Here is a 24,470-nt window from a genome sequence, read left to right as displayed (position 1 = left end):
CATGCTAAATACACGTCTAGTTAAAGATACTTTAGTAAAACGGTCCACATTATTGTTGCTGCTGATTTCGCTTTCAGTTGTCCTTATTATTGCGGTCGGTTTAACCGTAAAATCCATTCCACTATTTGAATATAGTAATGTATTTCAGCTGTTGACAGACAAAGTATGGGCACCTATGAAAGGCTCATTCGGATTTTTGCCTTTTATCGCCGGCACACTTGCTGTCACATTGATATCCCTTGCCATTGCCATACCACTGTGTATATTAACATCTGTTTATTTGACTGAATATGCTTCAGATGCATTGAAAAATATGATGCTCCCGCTTGTCAATGTTTTGGCTGCCATTCCTCCAGTGCTATATGGTGTTTGGGGCGTGTTATTTATTGTACCATTGATCCAGCTTTATATTGCTCCAATTTTTGGCGTGGTGACATCTGGTTATTCGGTGTTAGCCGGAGGGATAGTATTGGCAGTCATGATATTTCCGATCATGATTTCAATTATGGTTGAGGTGCTCCAAACGATTCCGTATGAATTAAAAGCAGCCTCTTTGTCTTTAGGAGCAACAAAATGGGATACCATAAAACATGTTATTCTCAAAAAAGCAAAGCCCGGTATTATTGCGGCAATTGTCTTATCGACCTCTCGTGCGTTTGGAGAAACGATTGCTGTATTAATGGTTTGTGGTAATGTATCCAAGGTTCCTACGTCCATCTTTGATGCCGGTTACCCCATCCCAGCTTTAATTGCCAACAATTTTGGTGAGATGATGTCCATCCCACTTTATGAGTCTGCATTGATGTTTTCAGCATTATTGCTATTTGTGATCATATTTGTTTTCAATTTAATATCACGTCTGATCTTGAGACGTCTCGAAGGAGGTTTAGATGGATAATACCAAAAGAAGGTTATTGAGCGAAAAAATCGCGAAGGGTTTCATGCATCTGTCCGGAATTACAGTAACTGCTTCCCTGTTTTTTATTGTAGGTACGATCCTCTATAAGGGGCTTCCCTATCTCAATTGGGAGATGGTCAGCCAATTGCCCAAAGGTGGGTTTTACATAGGTAAAGAAGGCGGAATCTTAAACGCCATATTAGGTTCGCTCTATCTGGCAGGTGTAGCGACCGCCCTTTCCGCTTTTATTGGCATCCCAATATCTCTTTATCTTAATATTTATTTAGGGACAAATTCCAGAGTAACACAGTTTTCAAAGCTTTTGTTCGATGTACTTTATGGTGTTCCATCCATTGTTTATGGTGCTGTCGGCTTTGGTATCATGGTCTATTTTGGTATTAGAGCTTCGCTATTGGGTGGTATCATTACGGTCACATTATTGACGATCCCTATTGTGGTACGTACAGTAGACGAATTAATCAAAACGATTCCTGAAGATTTGAAAAATGTCACGCTTTCCCTTGGTACAACACGTTGGGAGCTCGCTAAGGTTATGTTGCGGAGCATTCGCGCTGGATTATTGACGGCTATTCTGTTGGCGTTTGGAAGGGCTATTGGTGATGTTGCTGGTGTGCTATTGACAACAGGCTTCAGTGATAATCTGCCTAAATATATTGACGAACCTGCAGCAACACTTCCCTTGGCTATATTTTTTCAGTTAAGCAGTCCAATTCCTGAGGTACAGGGGCGAGCTTACGCTTCAGCCCTGGTTTTAACAATCATTATTTTAATTATCGTAGTATGCACACATATCCTTCAATCGAAACAAAAGAATCGTCGTTAAACAGCCCATTAACTGATCCCCATATACAGATTAAGGATCTTAATGTGTATATCGACGGACGACATATCTTAAAAAATATTAATCTTGCCTTACCCAACAATAGTGTAACTTCTATCATAGGACCTTCGGGTTGTGGTAAGACCACCTTGTTGAAAACACTTAATCGACTTGTAGACGACACAAAAGGTGTTGAAATAACTGGGTCTGTGCTTGTGAACGGTGAGGATATTTATGGTAAGGATGCTGAAGTGACACATATCCGTAAGAAGATGGGGCTTTTATCCCAGAAACCTTATCCCTTACCGATGTCCATCTACGATAATGTCGCTTATGGCCCGCGTATACATGGCACCAAGAATAAAAAAGAACTGGATAAGATTGTCGAGACACAATTGCGAAATGTGGCCTTATGGGATGAGGTCAAGGATCGTTTGGGGCAGTCTGCAAGTGGTCTTTCGATTGGACAGCAACAACGGCTTTGTTTAGCTAGGGGTCTTGCTGTTGAACCTGAAATTATACTTGGTGATGAATCGACTTCTGCATTGGATCCACTATCTACAGCAAAAATTGAAGAATTATTAATCGAGCTGAAGCAGGATTATACCATTGTTCTGGTGACACATATCTTACGACAAGCTAGAAGGGTGTCCGACTATATTCTTTTCGTTTATGGGGGTGAAATCCTTGAATTTGGCCCCACTGAGCAAGTGTTGTTAAGCCCGCAACATGAGATCACAAAACAATATGTAAAAGGTTTTATCTCCTGATAAACTACCTATCATTTATAAAAAAGCCGAAGATTTTATGGTGTCCATAGAATCCTCGGCTTTTCACTTCTTTATTTTTATTACAGCTTCTTTATCTCAGGTCGAATAGATCATCAACACCTAATATCTTTTTAGAAGTAAATCCTTCAGCATATTTTGCCTGGATATAACGGCCAAATTCTCTCGCTCTAGCAGCAGTAGATTCCATAAAATCCGGATTGGAGATATAGGTTTGTGGCTCGTCTGGATTGGTGTTTTCACCGGTATAGAATTGTGTTTTGTATGCTAGGATTGACTTCTCCTTGATAGTATAGTAGTCCGTAATATCAATAACCACATCAGGTTTGATATAATAGTCCTGTACAAACTGTAATACCAAACGTGGCCGAAAAGCTTCCTGTATATGATTATTTTCATCTCTTGTTTCCACTTTTCTTAAACCCGAAAGGAAACAGGCTTCATTCACAAGCTGCCCTGCCCTGCCATGATCAGGGTGGCGGTCGGTAATCGCATTGGTGATAACAATTTCAGGCTGGTATTTCCTTATTGCACTTATAATAGCCATTTTTTCTTCGATAGCATTTTCGAAAAAGCCATCTCTGAGACCGAGATTTTCGCGAGCAGCCAATCCCAGGATCGTTGCGGCATCTTTCGCCTCTTGCGCTCTGGTCTCCGCTGTACCGCGTGTACCTAGTTCGCCCTGTGTCAGGTCTACAATTCCTACTTTTTTTCCTTCAGCAACATATTTTGCCATTACTCCGCCTGCCCCTAATTCTGCGTCATCGGGATGCACAGCAATGACTAATAAATCTAGTTTTAGCATATTGATATCTTATTTTTTGTTTACAGCCTCCAATTTCACCAAAATCGGTTAAAAATGATTCTGCAGTTAATTCTTTTATATTGCTAGCTTATTTTGAAGATAGCCAACATATATAAGTTTTACTGTTATGAAGCTGAGGTCAAAGGTAGAAAGTTTGTTGTTTACTCCGCTAAAAGTCGTTCGATATTACGACAAATTTTACCTGACAATGGCGAAGTAGTGGGGTAATAGAAATCCACAACTTCTCCCTGCTTGTTGATCAGGTACTTGTGAAAGTTCCAGGAAGGTTTGCTATTTATATGACCGTTTTCTGTCTTATTTGAAAGAAAATTATACAATGGCGTCGTATAGGTGCCAATGACATGGCTGCGCTTAAAGACCGGAAAACTGACTTGTTGGTTTATTCGACAAAATGTTTCCAATGTACTGCCTGTCAAGGGTTCTTGATTTCGGAAGTTATTGGACGGAAATGCCAGTATCTCAAACCCTTTTTCTTTATACTTTTGGTAGAGCTTTTCAAGCGATTTAAATTGTTTTGTGAACAGACACTGACTCGCTGTATTGACAATCAACAAAACCTTTCCTTCAAAATCCCCCAGAGATTTCATGGTTCCATTGAATTGCAAGGCATCAAAGTCATAAATCGTTTTCATATTATCTTAATTTAGGTATTTACATGAGGATCCGGATACTTTTTTCAAGTCTCCTAGCAATTTGCATACTGAAGTCTACATGACTGGTTTAGGTCTTGATCTTTCAAATTCCCGGATAATATTTTCGATTTCGAAGTCCTCCTTTGGATCATACGCTGATTTTAGATTATGTCCAAAAATTTTGGCAACACCTTGATAAAAGAACGCGGAAATTCCACCTTTCATTTCTTTTACCATTTCGTAGCTTGTGTGTCCTGTATAGCGATCGATCAGTTTTATAAGAATTTTACCCTGGGAAATGGTCATGTTTTTAATTTCCCTATTAAACATTTGTTTTACGTCATTTTCACACCGTTCCACCAGCGCTTCATGCTCCTTTTTTTCAGATGTCAGGGCTAGATCCCGATCTAGCTGGTCGTATCTTTTTTGTGCATAGATCGCATAAGGGAGTACCTTCAGTACATTTCGTCTAAAACGTAGATATTCCCGTCTTGCTTCCTCGCTTGACCATACTCGTTTTCTGACAATAACAACCTCTGGGATGGGAAACCAAGGTAAAATTTCGCCCGAAGGTAATGTTGTTTTCATATAATCAGTCACAGTCTCTTGCGCCCCTTCACCATACAATGGAAGAACAAGAGATTGAGCCTGTGTCACACCTGACAAAGTCCCAAGAAGAAAAAGCAAACCACCTACTATTGTCTTCATCTGAATGACTATATAACTCTTTTAATTTGTCAATGCTATTATATTTTGGTAAATTTATTACAAAATAAGTTAGCTTGATAATCGTATTCGAAATACATTAACTAAATTAAACAAAAATACTCAAAAAAACATCATTTACCTGCAACGTTTATGAAAGATTATGTGATTGATATAGAGGTAGAAAACAAAGAGATAAGAAAACGTTACCGTGCGTTATTGCGTGCCTGCAAGCCTACTTTGCAGCGCGGGGATAAGCAAGAGATTCGTAAAGCTTTTGATTTGGCATTGGATAGTCATAAGGAAATGCGCCGCAAATCAGGAGAACCTTATATTTATCATCCTATTGCTGTAGCGCAAATTGCTGCTGAGGAAATAGGCTTAGGTACGACCTCCATTGTATGCGCTTTGCTCCATGATGTTGTTGAGGATACCAATGTGACCTTGGACGAAATTGAGGAAATGTTTGGAAAAAAAGTTCGTCGCATTATCGACGGATTAACTAAAATTTCCGGAATATTTGATCCTAATAGTTCAATGCAGGCCGAAAACTTCCGTAAAATGCTGCTCACCCTTGCAGATGACGTGCGTGTTATTCTTATCAAATTGGCGGATAGGCTGCATAATATGCGGACGATGGAGTTTATGGCAAGAGACAAACAGCTGAAGATTGCTTCGGAGACCAGTTATCTCTATGCCCCTTTAGCTCATCGCTTGGGTCTATATGCAATTAAATCAGAATTGGAGGACTTGTCCATGAAGTTCACCGATCCGGATACCTACAAATTTATTGCTCGAAAACTGAATGAGAAAAAGGCCGAGCGCGAGAGATTCATTGGCGATTTTATCGACCCTATTAAGGAAATTCTAGAAGAACAAGGCATTATAGCATCTGTGTTTGGAAGGCCTAAATCCATCCATTCGATCTGGAACAAGATGCGCAAAAAGTCAATTCCATTTGAGGAAGTATATGATTTATTTGCCATTCGTATCGTTATCGATGCGGTAGACGAAAAGGAAAAAACCGAATGTTGGAAAGTATATTCCATTGTTACGGATTTATACCGCCCTAATCCAGACCGTTTACGCGATTGGATCTCCTCCCCCAAAGGGAATGGTTATGAATCTTTACATACCACAGTGATGGGTCCCAAAGGCCAATGGGTGGAGGTTCAGATTCGGACCAAACGGATGAATGAAATTGCAGAGAAAGGATTTGCGGCCCACTGGAAATATAAAGAGTCTAATTCCGATTCAGGCCTGGATCAATGGATCAAAAAGGTACGCGATGTACTGAGCAGTCCTGATCAGAATGCCATGGATTTTGTGGATGATTTTAAGATGAATCTGTTTTCCGATGAGATTTTTATCTTCACGCCAAAAGGCACCTTAATCCAATTGCCTAACAATGCCACAGCATTGGATTTTGCCTTTGAGATTCACTCCGATATAGGTGCCAACTGTATTGGAGCTAAAGTGAACCATAAATTGGTTCCACTTAGCCATGTTTTGCAAAATGGTGATCAAGTGGAGATTATAACCTCCAGCAAACAGTCTCCAAAAGAAGATTGGCTCAATTTTGTCGTTACTGCAAAAGCAAAATCTAAAATTAGGTCCTCCCTTAAAGAAGAGAAAAGAAGAGTTGCAGAGGATGGCAAGGAGATTCTGGAGCGTAAATTGAAGTCTCTGAAAGTGACTTACAACACCGATAATATCAATAAGATTGCTAATTATTTAAAGTATCCAAGTTCTCAGGACCTTTTTTATAACGTCGCAAAAGGCATTGTTGATATCAAGCAATTGCGCGAGTACGTGGCGCATGAGAAAGCGGTTGAAATCAATGCAGGTTCTTCTTCCGGAAATCAGTTCAATAGCCATATAGGTGGTTTAGTCGAAAAGATCAATAAGAAAGAGTTTGATACCATCCTTATTGGAGACGATATGCAAAAAGTTGACTATACCCTAGCCCCTTGTTGCAATCCGATTCCTGGCGATGATATTTTCGGCTTCCTGACAGTCAATGATGGTATCAAGATCCACCGTACCAGTTGTCCCAATGCGTCCAAGTTAATGGCGAATTACGGCTACCGTATCCTGAAAGCACGCTGGGCTTCTACAAAGGACTCTGCATTTCTCACAGGGTTGCATATTGTGGGGATCGACGATGTTGGTTTGGTCAATAAACTCACTACGGTTATTTCTCAAGAATTTGCGGTCAACATACGTTCCCTATCCATATCGAGTAACGATGGTATTTTTGATGGGAATATCATGGTATACGTCAATGATACACAGCAATTGGAGAGCTTGATGAAAAACCTCAAACAAGTAAGAGGGATTACAGGAGTAAATCGTTATGAGTCTGAAAATTAATCAAATGAATATCACAATTTAGAAATACTATCAAATGTCAATCTAAATTGGTAAATTTGTACAAGAATATTTTTACTATGAATCAAGCTGAAAATTTTGCAACTGTAAAAAAAATCTTTGAAGCATACTTAGAAAATAAAAATCTAAGAAAAACTCCAGAGCGTTATGCTATCTTGGAAGAGATCTATTCACGTACTGATCACTTTGATGTAGAGTCTTTGTATATCCATATGAAGAACAAAAAATACCGTGTCAGTCGTGCTACAGTTTATAATACCCTCGAACTATTAGTATCTTGTGATTTGGTCACCAAACATCAATTTGGCCGCAACATGGCTCAATTTGAAAAATCTTACGGTTTCAAACAACACGACCACGTGATTTGTATTGAATGTAATAAGGTTGTTGAATTTTGTGACCCTCGTATCAACCAGATCCAGAGCCTTATGGGGGATCTATTGAAGTTTGACATCAAACACCATTCTTTAAATTTATATGGTGTATGTCAAGATTGTCAGGAAAAAAATAAAAAAGAAGAAACCGTAGCCCAAGAAGCTATTTCAAATTAATCTTATATTTTTGTTAAATATAATAGTACATTTGTTCAGGAATGTTCAGGAGAAAAATTCCTGAACATTTTTATTTTTTTAATGAGTCTATTTTTATTAATAACATTTTAATTACTATACTTTAAAAGCTATGCAAGTTGATGTGCTTTTGGGCTTACAATGGGGTGACGAGGGTAAAGGTAAAATCGTAGACGTATTTTGTCCAAAATACGATTTAATCGCTCGTTTCCAAGGCGGCCCTAACGCCGGACACACGTTGGAATTTGATAACAAAAAATTCGTGCTCAACACAATTCCATCTGGTATCTTCAATGAAGGTACACTAAATCTTATTGGTAATGGTGTCGTTATTGATCCGATTATCCTAAAAAGAGAATTAGATAACCTTAAGACAGCTGGTTTTGATCCGGTGGGTAAAGGCAATTTGGTGCTAGCGCGCAAAGCACACCTTATTTTGCCAACACACCAATTATTGGATGCCGCTTCAGAATCGAAAATGGGCGCAGGCAAGATTGGATCTACCTTAAAAGGTATCGGGCCGACGTACATGGATAAGACTGGTAGAAACGGCTTACGTGTAGGTGATACAACGCTTCCAGATTTTCAAGAGCGTTACCAAAAGCTGAAAGAAAAGCATTTAAATATTCTTTCACACTATGGTGATATTCCTGATTTCAGTGAAAAAGAACAAGCGTTCCTGGATGCTATCGAATTTATTAAAACCATTCCTCATGTTGATTCAGAGCATTTAGTTAATCAATATCTGAAAGAAGGCAAACGTGTATTGGCTGAGGGAGCTCAAGGTACCCTTTTAGATGTGGATTTCGGTTCTTATCCATTTGTTACTTCATCAAATACAACTACCGCAGGAGCTTGTACTGGTCTTGGTATTGCTCCCAATAAAATTGGTAAGGTATACGGTATTTTCAAAGCTTATGCGACCCGCGTAGGTGGAGGCCCCTTCCCTACTGAACTTCATGACGAGACTGGTGAAAAACTACGTCAATTGGGTCATGAGTTTGGTGCTACAACAGGACGTGCTCGTCGTACAGGTTGGATTGATATTCCTGCGCTGAAATATGCGATTATGCTGAATGGTGTGACTGATTTAATCATGATGAAGGCCGATGTATTGGATACTTTCGACAAGATTTATGCTTGTACACATTATAAATATAATGGTGAGGTAATTGACTACATGCCATACGAGATTATTACCCATCAAGCAGAACCGATCTTGGAGGAAATTCAGGGTTGGAAACAAGATTTGACTGGTATCACATCTGAGGGAGAGATTCCTGAGGCATTAAACAACTATATTTCTTATTTGGAGAAAGCACTTGAAGTTCCTATCACAATTTTATCGGTAGGTCCGGATCGTAAACAAACACTGGCTTTATCAAAGTAAAATATGAGGATCGAAAGTTTTGATCTTCTCGATTCTAAAGATAAATTTCATCAGAAAGCCCTGCATTGGTCAGGGCAATTTGATGAAATTTCTTTCTTTAATAGTAATGGCGCGCCTGACGAATGGGGAAGATTTGAGAGTGTATTGGCAGTGAAGGCCTTGCATTCATTTTGTGCAGATGATGATGTATTGGATCAATTACAGCAATTCCTAGTCAAACATCAATGCGAGTTTATTCCGGGATTTCTATCCTATGATCTTAAGAATGAGATCGAAGATTTGCATACTAGTGCCATTGATAAGCTCGGATTTCCAGCTGCCTATTTTTTTGTTCCAACCATTACGGTCAGATGGGCCGCTAATCAGGTTCACATCCAAGCCGATGATCCAGTTGCGGTGTATCAGTCCATCTGCGACACAACAATTCCACAGATAGATGCTACCCTGGATCTGCACCTACGCTCGCGGTGGACTAAAGAAGAATACCTTGATGCCTTCGATAAAGTGCAGCAACATATTCAACGTGGTGATATTTACGAAGTAAATCTTTGTCAGGAATTCTTCTCCGAAAATGCCAATATTTCCCCGATCGATATTTATTTAAAACTGAATGCCGTATCACCTACTCCATTCAGCAACTTTTTTAGAGTTGGGCATCATTTTATCATGAGCGCTTCTCCAGAACGTTTTTTGGCAAAAAGAAAAGGCAAGTTGATCTCTCAGCCGATTAAAGGCACTGCAAAAAGAGGTGTTACAAAGCACGAAGATCAACTTATTATTAATCGTATGCTCCAATCGCAGAAGGAGATTGCCGAAAATGTAATGATCGTGGATTTAGTCCGAAATGATTTGACACGAAGTGCCCTCCCCGGAACAGTTGAAGCCACACGTTTGTTTGAAATCCAATCTTTTAAACAGGTACATCAGATGATATCTACCATCACCTGTACTCAAGATCCAAAGGTGCCCAATATGGACGTATTTAGACATACATTTCCTGCGGGTTCCATGACAGGGGCTCCCAAGATTGCTGCTATGCGCATTTGCGATCAGATTGAAGATTCCAAAAGAGGTGTATATGCGGGTTCCATAGGCTATTTTGATACCTTACATGACGAATTTGATTTTAATGTCGTGATCCGCTCTCTCCTTTACAATCAGCAGGAACATTACCTCTCTTTTCATACAGGCGGGGCGGTTACCAACCAAGCATTAGCAGAACAAGAATATCAGGAGTGTCTACTGAAAGCCTCAGCTCTTCTATATGCATTGGATACGGTGGTACAATGATAAAACTATACTAATTTTATAGAGAATATTTTTTGCTTCAACTATTTTTTCGACCTTTGTGCTGTTGAAAATGCAGATTCCTTATATTGATATACATACACATCGGCCCAATGCTATAGAGGATGGCTCCTGTCTATCTATTGTAAATGTAGCATTGAACCATAATGAGACTATCATTAAGGGAGACTGCTCGATTGGGTTACATCCATGGTATATCAACAACAATACAGAAAAAGCATTGGAATTGATGCGTATAATGATAGAGGAAACAAATGTTTTAGCAGTAGGTGAATGTGGTCTAGACAAAAATAGTGACGTACCCTTCGCGGAACAACAAGCAGTTTTTGACCAACAGATTCTATTGGCCATAGCTTTTCAGAAACCGCTGATTATTCATTGTGTTCGTGCTTTTCAGGAGATTCAGGCTTCTTTGGCGAAAGAAAAATTTCAACTTCCGGTTATCTTTCATGGTTATCGCAAGAATTGGACCTTAGCCAAACAGCTCATTGATAAAGGGTACTTCCTTTCAATCGGTGTCCATTGTTTGGATGGCAGCCAGGATCAAGTCGTGAAAAATATTCCCCTTGCACATCTATTTTTGGAAACAGATACCGATATAGCAACGGAAATTGCTAGCCTATATCAATATGTCGCTCAAGTCCGATCTATTCCAGTAGAGATGTTAAAGCAGGCATTATATCATAATTATAAGATTGTATTAAAAAAATGAAAGATTTAAGTTGGCTGTCACGCACTGAGGCATTGGTGGGTAGGACAGCTTTGGAAAAATTAGCGGATTCACACGTAATGGTTCTGGGCCTGGGTGGTGTAGGTTCCTTTGCGGCCGAATTTATATGTCGTGCAGGGGTTGGTAAAATGACCATTATAGATGGTGATACAGTAGACCCATCTAACAGAAATAGACAACTCCCAGCTCTTGCAACGAACCACGGTGAAGCGAAGGCTGAAATCATGAGACAGCGTCTTTTAGCTATCAATCCAGAATTAGAGTTGACCGTGATCCAGGACTTTATTATCCCTGAAAAAATACCAGCATTATTGGACATGAAGCCTGACTATTGTGTGGAAGCCATCGATAGTATCACTCCAAAGCTATTCTTCATCAGACTGGCACTCGATGCAAAAATGCCATTTGTAAGTTCAATGGGTGCGGGCGGTAAAGTTGATCCAACTAAAATTGAGATTGCCGATATTAGTAAATCCTATAACTGCAAGCTAGCCCAGCACATCCGCAAAAAATTGCGTAAACATGGTATCCGTGACGGTGTTAAAGTTGCCTTCTCAACTGAATTGCCAGACAAAAAATCCTTGCTGTATACCGATGGAAGTAATTTCAAGAAATCAGCTTATGGAACAATGTCCTATCTACCGGCAGCTTTTGGAGGTGCGATTGCTTCAGTGGCTATTCGGGATTTGATGGAAAATACCTAAATTAGTGCTAAATAAACATATGCATAAATTATAAGAGCTACTCGCCTATAGGTTTGTAGCTCTTATTTTGTTATGGATACGAGTGAGCTATCGACTCGTTATTCCTTTCATATCAAGACCTTTTGGTTTAATATGTTCCAATCTTTTCTTTAACGAATCCAATTGTGATTTTTCAATATTTCCAGTGACTATAATTGTTCCCTCCTTTACTTGAGCTGTAATCGTCGGAAAATCCTTTAAAACCCGATTGACATCTCTGGTTAAAGTCGAATCCACCGCCCCCTCAACTATTTCATGATATTTTTCGCGTGCGTCTTCCGGTTCCGGAAGATTGACCATAATATTGTTATGGATAGATTTGATACTTTCACCACCGGCCAATTTTGTTTTCTCTTCAATAACCTGTTTCAATGAATCTGATCCTAATTGTCCGTTCAAGGTAACATTACCCGCTTCTACATCCACTGCTATGCCTTGGTTATCTGCTAAAGCTTCTTCAATTTTAGACTTTAACTTATCATCGGATTCTGGTGACCGGCATGAGTGAACAAAAGGTAAAACACCTAATGAAAATATCAAAAGTAAGTTGTTTAATTTCATCGCATCGTTTTATTTTCGTTCATAGTAAAAACAGTTAGATTGAGATATTGTTTAGCTTTCCTGTATTTTGGTGATTAATAGACTCCTGTAATTATCTGATTTAGTTTGTTAAATAGAAAGCTATCTCCTATTTTTTTACTCAGAAGCAGCTGACCTATAGGTGATACCGGTGAAATTGCAAAGACATTCATATCGCCTATTTTTAATGCACCGATACTAGTTGCAATAAAGTAGAGCCCTACATTTGTCTTGACAAGGCTGCCCAGTTTGACAAAGTCTGTCGCGTCTGCTATTGTTGTCGCAATATTGGTCAGTTGTAACAGGTCTTTATTCGCTTCCAGAAGTTGTCCCTGGTAGCGATTTATATCTTGTTGGATCATCTCGCGGGAAGTTTCATATTTGTCACCAGCGCTACTTTTTGTATCGTCATTACTGGAATCTCTAGCGGTTTCCAGAGCAGATTCAATCATCGCGATCCGATCATTTGTCCGTGCGATGGAAACTTCTAAAACCATCTTTTTTATATCAAAATAGCTATTTGTCATTCTGAAAAATAAGAAATATGTTTTATTCAAAAAAAAATAAAAACAATAGGCTTAAGTTCAGTAGTATAGAAAAAATCAAGCTATAAAAAACATGAGCGGTATTGCAATAAAGTAAAAAATTACTACATTTGTGCACTGAAACACGGAAAGGTGTCAGAGTGGTCGAATGAGCAGTCCTGGAAAGACTGTATACGGGATGACTGTATCGAGGGTTCGAATCCCTCCCTTTCCGCAAAATAAAGAGTAACTGTAAAAAGTTGCTCTTTTTTGTTTTGTAGAAACTCCCCTTCTTTATTTTAGGAAAAATTTGATAAAGTACACATACACATTTTTTTGATTTTATAATGTAAGCTTTTGTCTACTGTTTTGATATCTTACTATCTTAATGCAAATAATTTAATCGTTGTTTCACAATAAAAACAATTTAATACGTTATCTTTATTAGTAGCGTAAATCGCATTTATCACATAAAAATTTATAATAGAAAAAATGGGAAAATTTGTAGTGAAAACAAGAAAAGATGGCGAATTCCAGTTTAATTTAAAAGCTGGAAATGGTCAGGTTATTTTGGACAGTGAAGGGTATAAAACAAAGGCGAACTGTTTAAATGGTATTGAATCTGTAAAACGGAATGCGCAGGATAACGATAAGTTCGAAAGAAAGATTTCAACGAATGGAAAACATTATTTCAACCTGAAAGCGACCAACGGCCAAGTTATCGGAACAAGCGAAATGTATGAAAGTGCGAGTGGAATGGAAAACGGTATTGAATCTGTAAAATCAAACGCACCAGATGCAACGATCGAAGATCTTGATTAGCAAATAAAAATGATTTGTATAATCAAGCGCAAGTAAAGCCCGATATTATATGTTGGGCCTTACTTATATAAGAAGATGGTAGTTTCCGTTTTCAAAAAGCAATAACACTTTTACAAATACCGATCCCCCTCTGCTATTTCTAAATCATTAATACTCGCGTACCGTTTTCTCATCAGACCATTTTCATCAAACTCCCAGTTCTCATTTCCATAGGCTCTAAACCATCTTCCATCTTTGTTTCTGTATTCATACTCAAATCGGACAGCAATTCTATTTTCGGTATGAGACCAATACTCTTTTTTCAATTTATAATCAAGTTCATTCGCCCATTTTGTCGTTAGAAACTGGACAATCTCTTCCCTCCCATTGATAAATAGATGCCGATTTCGCCATTCGCTGTCTATTGTATAAGCCATGGACACCCGTTCAGGGTTCTGGGAGTTCCATGCATCTTCAGCCATCTGGATTTTTTGTTTTGCCGTTTCCAATGTAAAAGGTGGCAATGGATGTTTCTGTTCCATAAATTTTAAATAATATGATTAACAATTTCTTTTGATTTTAGAACAAGTTCATTTGATCTAAAAAGCCGACTTTCAATAATAGCGCTTTCAAACAATAGATAGATATGCGTAGCCAATAAGCCCTCACCTAGTATTTGTGTGAAAAAATTCCTCAGATCATTTTTGTGAGACTGTATGACAGAAAGAATTGCACTTTGATTTTTTGAGAGTTCAGAAAGAATATTTAGGAAACTACAACCTCTAAAATTCTCTTTATTATTCATATGAATAATAAAATCAAATGCAGCCAATATGGATTGTTTATGGCTGACTGAGTCCGGTGTATATGCGCGGAGCTCCGAAAACCAAAAGGTATGTCTGGAGGTCAAAAAAGCGATGCAAAGATCATCTTTGGATTTAAAATGCTGATAAAAACTAGCTTTGGCAACCTTTGCCTCACTTATGATCTGATTTATCCCCGTGCTGTTATATCCCTGTTGATGGAATAATAAGGAGGCTGTATTTAAAACTCTCTCTCTTGGGTTATCCATTTCTTTAAAATTTTGTAAAACAAAAATAGAAAACAACTATCAAACAGACAAGTCTGTCTGTTTGATAGTTGTTTTAAATAGACGCATAAAAGATACCAGTCATGAAACAATAATAGATGTAATTTGTGTTATATTCAGTTGGTTATGGTTGTTTTTTGGAAGTTGTCGCTGTATATAAAATTAGTTGTAAAGAATTTTTTATCACCATTCTCAAAAACTTAATGTGCATTAAGTTTACTACTTAATCTAGATTATTCTTTAAAAGAGTGGCCTTATCTAATTTTATCAGTGAGAAAAATAGGTTGTTAATGTGGCCTATTGAGATTATCAAAAAAATAAAAAAACAACGTTATGACAAGTTTTCCAATTCGTGATCAAAAGAAGGATCATTTGATCACTCCAGAAAATGCGGCTCTAGTCATTATTGATTATCAGCCAGTACAGGTTAATTCGATTGCCTCTATGGATAGGCAACTCCTTATCAACAATATTGTTGGGTTGGCCAAGATGGCAAAGCTCTATAATCTTCCTATCATCCTTTCTACTGTCAATGTGAAAACTGGTTTGAACTTTGAAACAATTCCCCAATTACGGAAGGAGCTTAAAGGAATACCTTCCTATGATCGAACAACAATAAATGCTTGGGAAGATGTAGAATTTTTAAAGGCTGTTAAAGAAACAAAACGGTCTAAACTCATTATGACTGCCTTATGGACTGAAGCCTGCCTTTCTTTCCCTTCTTTGGATGCACTACAAGAAGGATTTGAAGTTTATCCAGTCGTTGATGCTGTCGGGGGTACTTCTATAGTAGCACATGATGCCGCATTGCGCAGAATTGAACAAGCCGGAGGTCAGCCGGTTAGTGTTGCACAACTTTTCTGTGAATTACAACGAGATTGGGCGAGAGCGGATACTGCCCATGGCTTTATGAATCTTTTTATAGAAACTGGCGGAACTGCAGGTATTCAATTTTCTTACGACAAAGCTGAATAAATAATGGATGCAAGGTCATAAAAATAGTTAACAATCTATCCCCAGGATAATTTTTATCAACGATCATGGGGATAATTGAAGGTAGCTCAACGATTTCTGCCAATCATCAACTAACTTTATGTAAAAGAGCCTAAAAAATGAAAAAAGTATCTAACTATTTGAAGGTGATCATTTTTTACCTACTTACATTGCTCATTTTTGTTGGCTCATCTGCTATTACAAAACAGCTCCCGTCATGAGATCTGCTTTCTATAATCATTGCATCCACCCTTACTTTTGCCTTGGTTTATTGGTTCGTTCGGAATGATAAAAGTACACTTTCCAAAAATGAGCAACAGGCGGAAACGATCGCATTTATAGGCTATGTTGTGGCAATGGCAATAGGCATCGGTGTAGTTTATCTATTCTTTAAACCTTTAAAACTGAGATTGGAAAAATAGAGAATCAACTAAAAATCATCAATACTAGGAATACTGTAGCCAATAGCCCAAGAACATTTCCTGAAATTTGAATCACAAAAAACTAAATCTCCCGAAATTGTAAAATTCTGTAATTCAATTAAATTACAGAATTTCTGTTCTCATCCAAATATTGTTTTACAAAAGGCTGTTTGTAATATCTTTTTCGCGTATGGTCAAATAAGGCATTTGCTACAGCGGCAAATATCGGTGGAAACAGGGGTTCCCCCATACCCGTTGGGTTATCCTGGTTTTCCACAAAATGTACTTCGATTTTTTCTGGAGCCTCATTCATGCGGATCATCCGATAGGTATTGAAATTACTTTTCAATGGTACCCCATCCATAAATAGTTGTTCGCCATATAAAGCGTTACCTATCCCATCAATGAGTGCGCCCTCAGCCATATTAACGGCAGCGTCTTTATTGATGACAATACCACAGTCTAGGGTGGCCAGGGCTTGTTTGACATAGGGTTCATTATTCTTCATGCCTATATCTACCATTGCAGCAGCATAGGTATTATGGCAATAATAAGCCGCCATCCCTCTTCCAGTTCCAGCTGGCCTTGCTAAGATTGCCGTTTTGTCCTTTAACAATTGGATTACGCCTGCATAGCGGTCAGCATCATAGTCATTGCGCTGTCCGACAGGTTTTTCTTTTGCCCGTTTGAGCAATTCCAACCTGAAATCTAAGGGGTCCTTCTTCATTTCAAAGGCCAGTTCATCCAAAAATGACTGTTCAGCACTGGCGATAAAGTTGGATCGCGGTGCGCGAAAAGCTCCTATTGTAATCGCTGAAGGTATTGCCCAGGCTTCAGCAAGGTAATTGTCTATCGCTCCAGCTGGAAATCTATTTTCGTGCAGTGGAGTTTCGGGGATACCACCCGCTTTGATATGAAAACCAATTAATTGATTGTTTTCATCTAACGCAGCCCTATAGGTCGCGCTGTAACTTGGCCGGTAAATGCCGTAGGTCGCCTCATCCTCGCGTGTATACATCAACTTGACCGGAGCTTTAATCTTTTGGGAAATAACTGCGGCCTCGACCACATGGTGTCCGTAGGCCCGTAATCCAAAACCACCACCCATTCGAGCTAGATTAATTTTTATTTTCTCTTTTGGTAAGCCCAGTCGAGCAGACAAGGTTGTGGTAATAAATTCGGGTGCTTGTATGGGGGCATATAATTCAGCATGATCTGCCCCGACATCAGCAAAACAGCTTACCGGTTCCATCGTATTGTGTACTAGGAAAGGCGCTGTATAGGTACGTTCAATAATGCGTGCAGCGTTTTTAAAAGCCGACTCAGGATTACCATCTCGACGTTTCACCTCCGCTGGTCCTGTGGAATAATGGTCCATATCTGCATAATGTCGCGCTGTGCTTTCCAAAAAATCAGGTTTTCCATTTTGCGCATTGCCTGTCGGGCCGCTCAGTTGCAAGATCAATTTTTTCTTCGCCTGCATTACCTCCCAAGTAGTGTTTCCAACGATGACAGCGACATGCTCATAAGTAAATACATCGAATCCGTTTTTCTTATAATCCTTGAGCAAAGGCTCCATGATAAATACATCTTTTATTCCCGGCATTTGACGAACGGCTTTATCATCTATGGTTGTAATTTCTCTGCCGAAACTTGAAGGATGGACAATCATAGCGATTAGCATCCCCTCTTTTTTATAATCGCTTGTAAATAATGGTTTCCCGGTCACAATATTGTCGATTTCAACATTGTGTTTGGATGAACCAATAATTTTGAAATCGGCAATCGCTTTAAGTTTCACATTTTTTGGCAGCGGTATCAGGGCAGCCGCAGAAGCAAGTTCGCCATAGGACAGCTTGCGGTTGCTTTTTTTATGATACAGGGTACCCGCATCAGTCGTTATTTCATCAGCTGAAACAGCCCAGTGTTGTGCGGCAGCAAGGATCAGCATTTGTCGTGCGGTAGCTCCAGCAGTACGCAACACGGGCCATGCTCTACGGATGGATTGGCTGCCTCCAGTAAACTGACGTTCAAAGCGTTCCGGGAAAAAGTCCGCTTGTTCAACCTGCACAAGGTCCCAACTGACGTCTAATTCTTCTGCCAAAATCATCGGCAACGAAGTTTTGACGTTTTGCCCAAACTCTGGATTGGGATTAAAAAGTGTCACTTTCCCATCCGGATGGATCTTAATATAACTGTTTAATGTAAAGTGTTCCGATTCGGCCGGACTGTTTTCAGCAGCTGCCGTAATCGCCCCAGGCCAGCTAAACTGCAAAATCATTCCACCTCCAGCCAACAAAGCGGCCTTCAAAAAAGATCTCCTATCTATTGTTGTTTTCTCTACTTTCATCGTTCATTTTTCAAATTTGATCCATCCAACCCTTGTTGCTTTGGTGCATAAGCACCAGTAGTCAACCAGGTGATCCATGCCTCTTTAAATTTGGCATGACTTATAGGCGGCAATGTCCTGCCCTCGCCGGGGTTCCAACCCCACTTGACCAGACCATCATCGGCATGTGCAATCAATGCTTTGAGATCTTTGTTCCCATTTTGTTTCGGATCCACCAATTGCTTTGCAAGTTCATGCGCACTACGTCCTTGGAACACCATTTTCATTGTAGCTGATGGTAGATGCCATTCCGGATTTCCTGGGGGTGTTTTTAAACCCGCTGTATTTTCGGTCTGATGACAGTTTGTACATTTCATCGCTAATATGCCCTTACCATCAGTACCACGTTTGGGAAACATGGCATGGAGCCTGTTATCATCGCCTTGCAACGGGATATCACCGCTGGGATGGCAATTCATGCAACGGGGACTCTGTAATACCGCGTATACTTTTTTAAAGGCGTTGACAGATTTGACACTATCTTTTTTCACAGTGGCATATATTTCTTCATGTGTAGTATAGTTGGTTTCATCCGAGAAAGCTGAGACGATTCCAATTAAAAACAGTGCTATAACAATCAGTGTTACAGTGAATCTGAGCTTTATTAGCTGTTTTTTTTCTTTATATAGTTCCATGGATATGCTTATTCTTTAGCCCTTTTGATTCTGGAGTTCCGCAGCATGATGAATAGCTTTACGAATACGTGAATAAGTCCCGCAACGACAGATATTTCCGGTCATTGCATCGTCGATATCTTGGTCTGTAGGATCTGGACGTTCGCGTAGCAGTACGGCGGCAGACATAATCTGTCCGGCATGGCAATAACCACATTGTGGTACATCAACATCTTTCCATGCAAGTTGCAACGGGTGGTCACCATGTTCTGACAAGCCTTCAATAGTGATGACTTCTTTACCTATTGCACGTTTCATCTTAGTCACACAAGAACGTACAGCTTCCCCATCGAGGTGAACGACACAGGCACCACATTGTGCAACTCCGCAACCATATTTTGTACCTGTCAATCCCACATGATCTCTTAGGAACCACAATAAAGGCATTTCGCTATCTACGTCTACCGTATATTTCTTTTTATTGATTCGTATGCTGTTCATAATTGTTTATTCTTAGTTACCCCACGATGGAATCCATATATAAAAATAGGTATTTGACTAATATGTAGGATAAATTATTACTGAAATAGGTAATATTGGTAACAAATTCCGTAATTGGGGTTAGCGGTCAATATACTATCCGTGGGATAGGAAAGTGATATTTTCCTGATCAAACTAAATTACGTAACTTCAATAAAATTGATTGACAGATAGCAATACCAATGGTTTCCAATGATACTATATCCCCTAAATTAAATGGCCTTGTACTTATAGGCGGCAGAAGTCAGCGTATGGGAAGCCCGAAAGAAAAGATCCAATGGCATGGTAAGGAACAACGCTATTATCTGCTCGATCTGCTGCAGCCTTACTGTGAAACTGTTTATATTTCCTGTCGTGCGGAACAAGCTAGAGAGATGGCAGATAGTCTTGAATTGGAGCAAAGCTATAAGCTGCTGCCCGATAACTACCCGAATATTGGCCCTATAGGTGGTATACTAACGGCATTGGATCTGCTGCCTGAGCAGGCTTGGCTCGTTCTTGCTTGTGATTTACCACTAATAGACAGCGCAGCTATCGCTTATTTGATCCAACACCGCGATCCACTAAAAATTGCGACAGCATTCACCAATCCACAACATATGCTCCCCGAACCCTTATTTGCTATTTGGGAGCCGAGCAGCTACCCTATCCTCAAACAACAGATCGCTCAAAATAGACTATCCCCACGCCAGGTATTGATCCAGCAGCAGGTCGCGCTGATTGATTCTGCTGATGCTAGAACGCTTATCAACGTTAATACCGTTGCCGAGGTCAGCAGGGTGAAAGCGATTATTGCGGACAAACCTCAGGGCCTTTGAAGCGCACCGCGGTAAAGCATTTCATCCACTTTTTTATACACCTCAGAATCATGTTTTTTGATCTTGATCTTCACATATTTGGAAGCCGGCATATTGCTTTCCTTTACCACATTGTTGACCGATATCAGCACATTTGTTTCGGGGAAATAGGTGACTGTATTCTTTTCAGGAATTGCATAGGATACAATCAAAAACAAAGGTGCTACGCGTTCTATCCCATCATCATAGTTATAGAGATCCACTTTGTCTCCAGCTTTAAAACCTGCTTTGGCTATATCCTTTTGGTTCATAAAAATCACACGCCGCTCATTTTTGATACCCCGATAGCGATCGTCCAGTCCATAGATGGTGGTATTAAATTGATCATGCGTACGTGTTGTCGCCATCATATATTCGTCTTCCTCCAGGTGGTTTTCAGGTATTTCGGTTCGTGTAAAGGGGGCTAAACCACCAAGTTGCTGTGCAAAAAACTGCGAATCCCGAGCTTCATTGGGTAAATAGAAGCCGTCTTTCTGCCGTACCCTGACATTATAGTTTTCAAAACCGGGGATACAGTTTTCAATTGCATCACGCACCGCATCATAACTATCGTGATAACGCTGCCAGTCGACCACAGACCGATTGCCCAATGTAGCCATCGCCATACGGCATACAATCTGTGTTTCATTGATCAGATTTTTAGATACTGCATCCAGCACACCTTTCGAGGACTGTACCACGCCCATGGAATTCTCGGTACTGACGATCTGTACCTCCCCATTGACAATATCCTTGTCACTACGACCATAAGTAGGCAAAATCAGTGCTTCTTTGCCATGAATCAGATGGCCACGGTTTAATTTTGTAGACACGCAGACCAATAGGTTAAGCTTGCGCAATGCATGCGCTGTAAATGTTGTGTCGCGCGTCGCTGACAGAAAATTTCCACCCATACAGAACAGAAATTTAATCTTTTCAGCATGCATGGCTTTAATGGCACGCACCACGTCGTAGCCATGTTCGCGCGGGGGTTCAAATCCAAAATACCGCTGCAACCTGTCCAACTGTTCATTCGTAGGTTTCTCGTCAATAAGCATGGTACGGTTGCCTTGTACATTACTGTGGCCACGGACTGGACAGACACCACCCCCTTTAATACCGATGCTCCCTTTTAGCAGCAAGATATTCAGGATCTCGCGGATCATGTCCACGCCATTGGGTTGCTGCGTCAAACCCATCCCCCAGCAGAAAATAATTTTGTCCTTAAAGGCCATCATTTCAGCAGCTTGCTGGATATCAGCCAGAGCAACTCCACTCTGTTGGCTTAGGTGTTCAAGATCGTATCTGGAAGTATCAAATTGTTCTCGAAAGGCTTCATAACCCGTTGTTTTACTTTTGATAAAGTCGGCATGAAGTACTTTCCCGGGGTTTTTATGCTCCAGGTCCAGTATAATAAGCTCCAGTGCTTTTAAGAGAGCCATATCACCATTGATCTTCACAGGTAAGTAGAGATCAGCCAAACTTACGCCCTTACCGATGATTCCATTGATCTGTTGTGGGTTATGGAATCCCATCAAACCTGCTTCCGGCAAAGGGTTAATGGCAATAATTTTGGTACCATTTTTTTTGCCTTTTCTAGCGCACTCATCATACGTGGGGCGTTAGTACCTGGATTATGGCCAATGATAACAATCAATTCACTTTCATAAAAGTCAGCAAGTGTGACAGTTCCCTTTCCTATGCCTATTGTAGGACGCAATGCCGAACCCGAAGTTTCATGGCACATGTTGGAACAATCGGGCATATTATTGGTACCAAATTCTTTGGCAAATAACTGATAGAGAAAAGAAGCCTCATTGCTAGTACGGCCTGAGGTATAAAAAGCGGCTTCGTGCGGGGATGTCAATGTATGAAGTTGTGCTGCAATTTTTTGAAAAGCAGCCTCCCAGCTGATTGGTTCATAATGCGTTCCGCCGGGGGCTAGATACATCGGATCTGTCAGGCGCCCCATTTTGCCAATCTCATAGTCGCTGAGTTGCGAAAGATCATAGATCGAATTATTTTTAAAGAACTCCGGAGTCACCCTTTTTGTGGTTGCTTCTTCTGCTAAGGCTTTTGCGCCGTTTTCGCAGTATTCACCTACAGGGGAACGTTCATCGTCTGGATCAGGCCAGGCGCAGCTAGGGCAGTCAAATCCCCCAACCTGATTCATTTTGAATAGCGCTTTGGTTCCTCGAACGAGTGTCTTTTCTTCAATAAGATCTGCAAAGGCTGCTAATACCGCCGGGATACCCGCTGCTGATTTTTCCACGGGTGTCAACTTGATGTCGAGGAGCTTATAGGGATTTTCCGCCTGTGGCTCAGCCTTAATTTCTTGTTCCAGTTTTTGCTTTTTGTTGTTATCTTCCATGATGATTGGCTATTTGGCATACCTAATATTTTTTATTAGGAGGTCAGCATTTGAGATTCGGATTCGGAAAATTGTCACTCTGATCCTCCACAGTATTGTCAATACAGGCAAAATCTTTTTCAACAAGCAATTTCACCTTTCCCGATTGTCCCTCGAAGCCTATCCGATCCGTCTGGACCAATTCCTTGATCATGACAGCAGATAGGCCAATAGTAATTTTATGATCAACAAAAGAGGCGACGAGTGCTTCTGTATCTGTCTGTACAATGCTGTAATTTAGAGGTTGTTGGATAAATTCAGTGCGACCAAATACTTCACCTTCGGTACCTAACCGATTAATTTCAGACATGGTCAATCGTAGTCTAACCGTATTATCCTTGATCCTTATTTTCATCTTTTATCTATTTATCAATTTACTGTCCGATATTATCATTCTTTGTAAATATACATAGGCTCAAACAATATTAGCCTTATATTACCAACCCTTCATACGATTAACCCTTCAATCTCAATATTGTTTCCAAGGTGATAAATATTGAATCTGTGATCTCGCAAAAAGCCCAATAAGGTAATGTCAAATTCTTTGGCCAATTCTATCGCCAGGCTTGAAGGGGCACCGATTGCTGCAATGATGGAGATGCCTGCCATAGCAGCTTTCTGCACAAGCTCAAAACTAGCGCGGCCACTCAGCAGTAGTAATTGTCGCTGTAGTGGTAATAAATCAGCCATTAGTGCGTGGCCAATGAGCTTATCGAGTGCATTATGGCGGCCTACATCCTCGCGTAGCGCGATAAGCTGTCCTTGGAGATCAAATAGCCCCGCGGCGTGTATACCACCGGTTGCTGAGAAATTACCCTGCGCAGCGTGAAGTCGATCAGGTAAAGCATAGAGCATATCGCAGCTCAAAACGCGACATTCGGGAACAAGGTCTCTAAAAATGCTAACGGTTTTAATTGCAGCGATCGAACCTTTTCCGCAGACGCCACAACTGGAGGTCGTGTAAAAATTCCTATCCAGGGCGGTTGTTTCTGGTGCAACCCCATTGCTTAGTTCAACAACAATAATATTATGGCTATTTCTTGTACATAGCACATCTACATGATCCACCGATTTGATCTGACTGGCTTCAGAAATAAGGCCTTCAGTAAAGAGAAATCCAGTTGCGAGCTCAGCATCATTGCCCGGAGTACGCATGGTGACGGAGATGTTTTTATTGGCTGCACTCCCGTCAACTGTTGTTCGTATCTGAATTTCCAAAGGTTCCTCAACCGAAATGCAATCCGTTATCCATTCCTGCGAACGATTAGTTACTTTAACGAGGTCAATGTGTTTTATTGATGTGTGATGTTGTAATGCCTTGGATTTCATAAAACGGGTTCAACGAGCTTAAAGTGCGGTATTTTAAAACTTCTGTATAAGCAAAGGAAGCCTACTATCATCGGCTTCCTTTTTATGGTTTATTTTGTCATGCAGTATTGCTTATTTTATGA

The 24,470-nt window shown here is 40.1% G+C and carries 26 protein-coding genes and 1 tRNA gene; 13 read left to right on the top strand and 14 right to left on the bottom strand.

What is annotated here, in order from left to right; translation table 11 throughout:
• Position 1 precedes the first annotated feature (1 nt).
• Genes pstC through AC07UV_RS09375 form a run of 3 tightly spaced genes read left to right on the top strand, consistent with a single transcriptional unit; the run spans position 2 to position 2,509 of the window.
• On the top strand, positions 2 to 898 hold the full coding sequence (gene pstC, locus AC07UV_RS09385) for a phosphate ABC transporter permease subunit PstC (protein ID WP_495183505.1): 897 nt from the start codon (positions 2 to 4) through the stop codon (positions 896 to 898).
• Positions 891 to 1,742, top strand: a complete 852-nt coding sequence (locus tag AC07UV_RS09380) for a PstA family ABC transporter permease (RefSeq protein WP_120257508.1) — start codon at positions 891 to 893, stop codon at positions 1,740 to 1,742. Before pstC ends, AC07UV_RS09380 begins: the two co-directional genes overlap by 8 nt.
• Entirely contained in the window at positions 1,700 to 2,509 is an 810-nt protein-coding gene (locus AC07UV_RS09375; RefSeq protein ID WP_282254307.1) for a phosphate ABC transporter ATP-binding protein, read from the top strand. Before AC07UV_RS09380 ends, AC07UV_RS09375 begins: the two co-directional genes overlap by 43 nt.
• 91 nt (positions 2,510 to 2,600) lie before the next feature.
• On the opposite strand, the gene bshB1 is transcribed toward AC07UV_RS09375, so the two are convergent.
• From bshB1 to AC07UV_RS09360, 3 genes are all read right to left on the bottom strand, one after another.
• Positions 2,601 to 3,332 carry a bacillithiol biosynthesis deacetylase BshB1 gene (gene bshB1, locus AC07UV_RS09370; protein WP_282254308.1) on the bottom strand — a complete coding sequence of 244 codons (732 nt, stop codon included), beginning with the start codon at positions 3,330 to 3,332 and terminating at the stop codon, positions 2,601 to 2,603.
• Between the two features lie 161 nt (positions 3,333 to 3,493).
• The gene (locus AC07UV_RS09365; protein WP_282254310.1) at positions 3,494 to 3,985 is read right to left on the bottom strand and encodes a glutathione peroxidase; all 492 of its coding nucleotides are present in this window, start codon (positions 3,983 to 3,985) and stop codon (positions 3,494 to 3,496) included.
• A 75-nt stretch (positions 3,986 to 4,060) separates the two neighbouring features.
• Positions 4,061 to 4,693, bottom strand: coding sequence for a DUF4294 domain-containing protein (locus AC07UV_RS09360; RefSeq protein WP_282254312.1), 633 nt, complete (start codon positions 4,691 to 4,693; stop codon positions 4,061 to 4,063).
• Between the two features lie 150 nt (positions 4,694 to 4,843).
• On the opposite strand from AC07UV_RS09360, the gene AC07UV_RS09355 reads away from it, so the two are divergent.
• From AC07UV_RS09355 to AC07UV_RS09330, 6 genes are all read left to right on the top strand, one after another.
• The gene (locus tag AC07UV_RS09355; RefSeq protein WP_495183504.1) at positions 4,844 to 7,063 is read left to right on the top strand and encodes a RelA/SpoT family protein; all 2,220 of its coding nucleotides are present in this window, start codon (positions 4,844 to 4,846) and stop codon (positions 7,061 to 7,063) included.
• Between the two features lie 77 nt (positions 7,064 to 7,140).
• Entirely contained in the window at positions 7,141 to 7,632 is a 492-nt protein-coding gene (locus AC07UV_RS09350) for a Fur family transcriptional regulator (RefSeq protein ID WP_104381932.1), read from the top strand.
• Between the two features lie 130 nt (positions 7,633 to 7,762).
• On the top strand, positions 7,763 to 9,040 hold the full coding sequence (locus AC07UV_RS09345; protein WP_120257513.1) for an adenylosuccinate synthase: 1,278 nt from the start codon (positions 7,763 to 7,765) through the stop codon (positions 9,038 to 9,040).
• 3 nt (positions 9,041 to 9,043) lie between these two features.
• A complete protein-coding gene (locus tag AC07UV_RS09340; RefSeq protein WP_495183503.1) occupies positions 9,044 to 10,330 on the top strand; it encodes an anthranilate synthase component I family protein in 1,287 nt (428 codons plus the stop codon).
• Between the two features lie 70 nt (positions 10,331 to 10,400).
• Positions 10,401 to 11,060: a TatD family hydrolase gene (locus AC07UV_RS09335; protein ID WP_495183502.1), complete on the top strand. Its 660-nt coding sequence runs from the start codon at positions 10,401 to 10,403 to the stop codon at positions 11,058 to 11,060.
• On the top strand, positions 11,057 to 11,782 hold the full coding sequence (locus AC07UV_RS09330) for a tRNA threonylcarbamoyladenosine dehydratase (RefSeq protein ID WP_282254320.1): 726 nt from the start codon (positions 11,057 to 11,059) through the stop codon (positions 11,780 to 11,782). The genes AC07UV_RS09335 and AC07UV_RS09330 overlap by 4 nt, the downstream gene beginning before the upstream one ends.
• A gap of 87 nt (positions 11,783 to 11,869) precedes the next feature.
• On the opposite strand, the gene AC07UV_RS09325 is transcribed toward AC07UV_RS09330, so the two are convergent.
• Entirely contained in the window at positions 11,870 to 12,382 is a 513-nt protein-coding gene (locus AC07UV_RS09325) for a BON domain-containing protein (RefSeq protein ID WP_495183501.1), read from the bottom strand.
• 74 nt (positions 12,383 to 12,456) lie between these two features.
• Entirely contained in the window at positions 12,457 to 12,897 is a 441-nt protein-coding gene (locus tag AC07UV_RS09320; protein ID WP_282254322.1) for a 3-oxoacyl-ACP synthase, read from the bottom strand.
• A 174-nt stretch (positions 12,898 to 13,071) separates the two neighbouring features.
• Between AC07UV_RS09320 and AC07UV_RS09315 the strand changes: the two genes are divergently transcribed.
• Together AC07UV_RS09315 and AC07UV_RS09310 are read left to right on the top strand one after the other, a co-directional pair.
• Positions 13,072 to 13,159, top strand: a tRNA-Ser gene (locus AC07UV_RS09315).
• Between the two features lie 257 nt (positions 13,160 to 13,416).
• Positions 13,417 to 13,746: a YegP family protein gene (locus tag AC07UV_RS09310; RefSeq protein ID WP_495183500.1), complete on the top strand. Its 330-nt coding sequence runs from the start codon at positions 13,417 to 13,419 to the stop codon at positions 13,744 to 13,746.
• Positions 13,747 to 13,856: 110 nt separating this feature from the next.
• Here the strand turns inward: AC07UV_RS09310 and AC07UV_RS09305 are convergent, their stop codons facing one another.
• Together AC07UV_RS09305 and AC07UV_RS09300 are read right to left on the bottom strand one after the other, a co-directional pair.
• Positions 13,857 to 14,267 carry a DUF1348 family protein gene (locus AC07UV_RS09305; protein ID WP_495183499.1) on the bottom strand — a complete coding sequence of 137 codons (411 nt, stop codon included), beginning with the start codon at positions 14,265 to 14,267 and terminating at the stop codon, positions 13,857 to 13,859.
• A gap of 5 nt (positions 14,268 to 14,272) precedes the next feature.
• A complete protein-coding gene (locus AC07UV_RS09300; RefSeq protein WP_495183498.1) occupies positions 14,273 to 14,797 on the bottom strand; it encodes a TetR/AcrR family transcriptional regulator in 525 nt (174 codons plus the stop codon).
• A 351-nt stretch (positions 14,798 to 15,148) separates the two neighbouring features.
• Between AC07UV_RS09300 and AC07UV_RS09295 the strand changes: the two genes are divergently transcribed.
• Positions 15,149 to 15,790 (top strand): hydrolase, encoded by a 642-nt coding sequence (locus AC07UV_RS09295; RefSeq protein WP_495183497.1) that lies wholly within the window; start codon positions 15,149 to 15,151, stop codon positions 15,788 to 15,790.
• 558 nt (positions 15,791 to 16,348) lie between these two features.
• Here the strand turns inward: AC07UV_RS09295 and AC07UV_RS09290 are convergent.
• From AC07UV_RS09290 to AC07UV_RS09280, 3 genes are read right to left on the bottom strand one after another with little or no spacing between them, the layout of a single operon-like run.
• Positions 16,349 to 18,580, bottom strand: coding sequence for a xanthine dehydrogenase family protein molybdopterin-binding subunit (locus tag AC07UV_RS09290; RefSeq protein ID WP_495183496.1), 2,232 nt, complete (start codon positions 18,578 to 18,580; stop codon positions 16,349 to 16,351).
• On the bottom strand, positions 18,577 to 19,254 hold the full coding sequence (locus AC07UV_RS09285; protein WP_282254337.1) for a hypothetical protein: 678 nt from the start codon (positions 19,252 to 19,254) through the stop codon (positions 18,577 to 18,579). The genes AC07UV_RS09290 and AC07UV_RS09285 overlap by 4 nt, the downstream gene beginning before the upstream one ends.
• A 15-nt stretch (positions 19,255 to 19,269) precedes the next feature.
• Positions 19,270 to 19,734: a (2Fe-2S)-binding protein gene (locus tag AC07UV_RS09280; RefSeq protein WP_495183495.1), complete on the bottom strand. Its 465-nt coding sequence runs from the start codon at positions 19,732 to 19,734 to the stop codon at positions 19,270 to 19,272.
• Between the two features lie 221 nt (positions 19,735 to 19,955).
• On the opposite strand from AC07UV_RS09280, the gene AC07UV_RS09275 reads away from it, so the two are divergent.
• Positions 19,956 to 20,591 carry an NTP transferase domain-containing protein gene (locus AC07UV_RS09275; protein WP_495183494.1) on the top strand — a complete coding sequence of 212 codons (636 nt, stop codon included), beginning with the start codon at positions 19,956 to 19,958 and terminating at the stop codon, positions 20,589 to 20,591.
• Here the strand turns inward: AC07UV_RS09275 and AC07UV_RS09270 are convergent.
• The 4 genes from AC07UV_RS09270 to fdhD form a co-directional block, all read right to left on the bottom strand.
• Positions 20,579 to 22,144: a molybdopterin-dependent oxidoreductase gene (locus AC07UV_RS09270; RefSeq protein WP_495183493.1), complete on the bottom strand. Its 1,566-nt coding sequence runs from the start codon at positions 22,142 to 22,144 to the stop codon at positions 20,579 to 20,581. The two genes, AC07UV_RS09275 and AC07UV_RS09270, sit on opposite strands and share 13 nt — an antisense overlap.
• Positions 22,144 to 22,980 carry a molybdopterin-dependent oxidoreductase gene (locus tag AC07UV_RS09265; protein WP_495183492.1) on the bottom strand — a complete coding sequence of 279 codons (837 nt, stop codon included), beginning with the start codon at positions 22,978 to 22,980 and terminating at the stop codon, positions 22,144 to 22,146. Before AC07UV_RS09265 ends, AC07UV_RS09270 begins: the two co-directional genes overlap by 1 nt.
• A gap of 43 nt (positions 22,981 to 23,023) precedes the next feature.
• Positions 23,024 to 23,374 (bottom strand): DUF7009 family protein, encoded by a 351-nt coding sequence (locus AC07UV_RS09260; protein WP_282254341.1) that lies wholly within the window; start codon positions 23,372 to 23,374, stop codon positions 23,024 to 23,026.
• A 92-nt stretch (positions 23,375 to 23,466) separates the two neighbouring features.
• Positions 23,467 to 24,348, bottom strand: coding sequence for a formate dehydrogenase accessory sulfurtransferase FdhD (gene fdhD / locus AC07UV_RS09255; protein ID WP_282254342.1), 882 nt, complete (start codon positions 24,346 to 24,348; stop codon positions 23,467 to 23,469).
• Positions 24,349 to 24,470 lie beyond the last annotated feature (122 nt).

The sequence above is a fragment of the Sphingobacterium sp. GW821-FHT03E03 genome, assembly GCF_059420745.1.
Note: the sequence above shows the minus strand (reverse complement) of the source record. Positions and strands in the feature narration are given on the sequence as shown.

Excerpts from the sequence above, each read along its gene's own strand:
- pstC (WP_495183505.1), top strand. The coding sequence starts at position 2 with ATGCTAAATACACGTCTAGTTAAAGATACTTTAGTAAAACGGTCCACA.
- AC07UV_RS09380 (WP_120257508.1), top strand. The coding sequence starts at position 891 with ATGGATAATACCAAAAGAAGGTTATTGAGCGAAAAAATCGCGAAGGGT.
- AC07UV_RS09375 (WP_282254307.1), top strand. The coding sequence starts at position 1,700 with ATGCACACATATCCTTCAATCGAAACAAAAGAATCGTCGTTAAACAGC.
- bshB1 (WP_282254308.1), bottom strand. The coding sequence starts at position 3,332 with ATGCTAAAACTAGATTTATTAGTCATTGCTGTGCATCCCGATGACGCA.
- AC07UV_RS09365 (WP_282254310.1), bottom strand. The coding sequence starts at position 3,985 with ATGAAAACGATTTATGACTTTGATGCCTTGCAATTCAATGGAACCATG.
- AC07UV_RS09360 (WP_282254312.1), bottom strand. The coding sequence starts at position 4,693 with ATGAAGACAATAGTAGGTGGTTTGCTTTTTCTTCTTGGGACTTTGTCA.
- AC07UV_RS09355 (WP_495183504.1), top strand. The coding sequence starts at position 4,844 with ATGAAAGATTATGTGATTGATATAGAGGTAGAAAACAAAGAGATAAGA.
- AC07UV_RS09350 (WP_104381932.1), top strand. The coding sequence starts at position 7,141 with ATGAATCAAGCTGAAAATTTTGCAACTGTAAAAAAAATCTTTGAAGCA.
- AC07UV_RS09345 (WP_120257513.1), top strand. The coding sequence starts at position 7,763 with ATGCAAGTTGATGTGCTTTTGGGCTTACAATGGGGTGACGAGGGTAAA.
- AC07UV_RS09340 (WP_495183503.1), top strand. The coding sequence starts at position 9,044 with ATGAGGATCGAAAGTTTTGATCTTCTCGATTCTAAAGATAAATTTCAT.
- AC07UV_RS09335 (WP_495183502.1), top strand. The coding sequence starts at position 10,401 with ATGCAGATTCCTTATATTGATATACATACACATCGGCCCAATGCTATA.
- AC07UV_RS09330 (WP_282254320.1), top strand. The coding sequence starts at position 11,057 with ATGAAAGATTTAAGTTGGCTGTCACGCACTGAGGCATTGGTGGGTAGG.
- AC07UV_RS09325 (WP_495183501.1), bottom strand. The coding sequence starts at position 12,382 with ATGAAATTAAACAACTTACTTTTGATATTTTCATTAGGTGTTTTACCT.
- AC07UV_RS09320 (WP_282254322.1), bottom strand. The coding sequence starts at position 12,897 with ATGGTTTTAGAAGTTTCCATCGCACGGACAAATGATCGGATCGCGATG.
- AC07UV_RS09310 (WP_495183500.1), top strand. The coding sequence starts at position 13,417 with ATGGGAAAATTTGTAGTGAAAACAAGAAAAGATGGCGAATTCCAGTTT.
- AC07UV_RS09305 (WP_495183499.1), bottom strand. The coding sequence starts at position 14,267 with ATGGAACAGAAACATCCATTGCCACCTTTTACATTGGAAACGGCAAAA.
- AC07UV_RS09300 (WP_495183498.1), bottom strand. The coding sequence starts at position 14,797 with ATGGATAACCCAAGAGAGAGAGTTTTAAATACAGCCTCCTTATTATTC.
- AC07UV_RS09295 (WP_495183497.1), top strand. The coding sequence starts at position 15,149 with ATGACAAGTTTTCCAATTCGTGATCAAAAGAAGGATCATTTGATCACT.
- AC07UV_RS09290 (WP_495183496.1), bottom strand. The coding sequence starts at position 18,580 with ATGAAAGTAGAGAAAACAACAATAGATAGGAGATCTTTTTTGAAGGCC.
- AC07UV_RS09285 (WP_282254337.1), bottom strand. The coding sequence starts at position 19,254 with ATGGAACTATATAAAGAAAAAAAACAGCTAATAAAGCTCAGATTCACT.
- AC07UV_RS09280 (WP_495183495.1), bottom strand. The coding sequence starts at position 19,734 with ATGAACAGCATACGAATCAATAAAAAGAAATATACGGTAGACGTAGAT.
- AC07UV_RS09275 (WP_495183494.1), top strand. The coding sequence starts at position 19,956 with ATGGTTTCCAATGATACTATATCCCCTAAATTAAATGGCCTTGTACTT.
- AC07UV_RS09270 (WP_495183493.1), bottom strand. The coding sequence starts at position 22,144 with ATGGGATTCCATAACCCACAACAGATCAATGGAATCATCGGTAAGGGC.
- AC07UV_RS09265 (WP_495183492.1), bottom strand. The coding sequence starts at position 22,980 with ATGGAAGATAACAACAAAAAGCAAAAACTGGAACAAGAAATTAAGGCT.
- AC07UV_RS09260 (WP_282254341.1), bottom strand. The coding sequence starts at position 23,374 with ATGAAAATAAGGATCAAGGATAATACGGTTAGACTACGATTGACCATG.
- fdhD (WP_282254342.1), bottom strand. The coding sequence starts at position 24,348 with ATGAAATCCAAGGCATTACAACATCACACATCAATAAAACACATTGAC.